This window comes from Agathobaculum sp. Marseille-P7918 (assembly GCF_900625105.1).
Taxonomy (GTDB): Bacteria; Bacillota; Clostridia; order Oscillospirales; family Butyricicoccaceae; genus Agathobaculum.
In genome coordinates, this window is the sequence record NZ_UYYD01000029.1 from 1 (window position 1) to 1,806 (window position 1,806).

The window sequence follows — 1,806 nt, forward strand, 5'->3', positions numbered from 1 at the left end:
TAGAAGAAAATTTCCATAGGTATAGCAAAAAACTTCCTGACCCTATGGAAGAAAACTTCTACCAATATAATAGGAAGAATAATACAAGTAAGAATAATACCCCTATAGTCCCCAAGGGGGACGACGGGCTGTTTGATGCATTCTGGGCAGCTTACCCGAAGCACGTCGCCAAAAAACCGGCGCGCCGGGCGTTCGACCGGCTGAAAGTCGACCGGGCGCTGCTGGATAAGATGCTGGCGGCTTTGCAGTGGCAGTCGCAGTCCGAGCAGTGGACCAAGGACGGTGGCCGCTATGTGCCCAACCCGGCGACATGGCTGAACGGTCGCCGCTGGGAGGACGAGCCGGACGGCAGCCCCACGCCGCCGACGCCGCCCGAGCGCAAGGAGGACGAGTACACATGGCTTTGACAGACGAGGCGCTCAAACTGTACAACGACGCCGAGCAAAGCGTACTCGGCGCGCTGATTGCGGACGCGCCGATGAACGCCGCCGACGTGTTCCGGCAGGTGCGCTCGGAGGATTTCCTCAACGGCGAGCGTCGGTACATCTTCGACACCTGCCGGGCGATGTTCGCCCGGAACGACCAGATCGACCCATACACCGTGCGCGCCGCGTGCGGCACCGAGTACATGCAGCTGGTCAAGGACTTGGCCGATATGATGATGACCCCCAGCAACTGTGCCGCCTACATCCGTCAGCTGCGCGACTGCGCGATCCGCTACCGACTGGACACGCTGCTGCACGAGACGCGGTCAAGCATCGCCTACGCTGCGCCGCTGCCTGAGGTGGCTGCGCTGGTCGAGCGCATGCAGACCGTGTTGGCATCCGGCAATGAGGACCGCGGCAGCGACATGAACGCGCTGCTGCTGGACTACTTTTCCCAGATGGACGAGCGGCCGAAGTTCCTCGACTGGGGCTTCCCGTCGGTCACGCAGGCGCTCGAAACCGAGCTGAACCTCGGGCAGTATGTCATCCTGTCTGCCGAGCCGTCGGCCGGTAAGACCGCGTTTGCCTTGTCGGTTGCGGTGGCGCTCGCGCGGCAGGCGCGCGTGACGTTTTACACGCTCGAGACGGACAAGCGCCGTCTGATGCAGCGCATCATGGCGCGCACCGCCCTGGTCGATCTGGGGCACATCAAGGCGCACCGGTTCACCGCGCCCGAGCTGGAAATGCAGGCGCGGGCCAAGGCCAAGCTGCTCAACCTGCCGTTTCGCATCGTGCATGCGAGCGGCTGCACGGCCGAGCAGATCGCGGCCGACGTCAAGGCGACGCGCACCGACGTCGCCATCATCGACTACCTGCAGCTGATCGAGCCGTCCGACCCGCGCTCGGATGAGTACACCACGATCACGCATAGCACCAAGACGCTGCAGCAGCTGACGCGGTCGGGGCGGGTGGTGCTGGCGCTGAGCCAGCTCAACCGGTCGGGCGACCTGCGCGGCTCGGGACAGATCTTGCAGGACGCGGACGCGGTGCTGCGCATTGGCGCGCCGGATCGGAAGAAACTCAAAACGCCGGAACAGTTCAAAGCGTGCGACGCCGATCAGCTGCGCGTCATCAAGATTGCGAAAAACCGCGACGGTTCGCGCCGCACGCTGCCGTTCTGGTTCGAGGGACGCTATCAGCGGTTCGTCGAGCAGTGGGACGGCTTTGACGAGGCGCAGGTCGTCCAGATGGAGGACGACCCGTACAAACAGACGAAAATCGAGACCGCATAGGAGGTACATACATGAGCAAGTTGATTTACCGGGAGCCGAACGGAAACTGGGGCGTCAAGGGCGTGTCGTGGGCGGAGATCCCGGACGGC

1 protein-coding gene and 1 pseudogene are annotated in these 1,806 nt (G+C 63.0%); both read left to right on the forward strand.

Translation table 11 applies throughout. From position 1 onward, the window contains the following. Window positions 1–407 (forward strand): annotated as a pseudogene (locus EJL02_RS13990) (hypothetical protein); the annotation flags it as partial. Next, window positions 398–1,717: a replicative DNA helicase gene (locus EJL02_RS13995; RefSeq protein ID WP_164510448.1), complete on the forward strand. Its 1,320-nt coding sequence runs from the start codon at window positions 398–400 to the stop codon at window positions 1,715–1,717. The pseudogene EJL02_RS13990 and the gene EJL02_RS13995, both read left to right, overlap by 10 nt. Window positions 1,718–1,806: the final 89 nt, after the last annotated feature.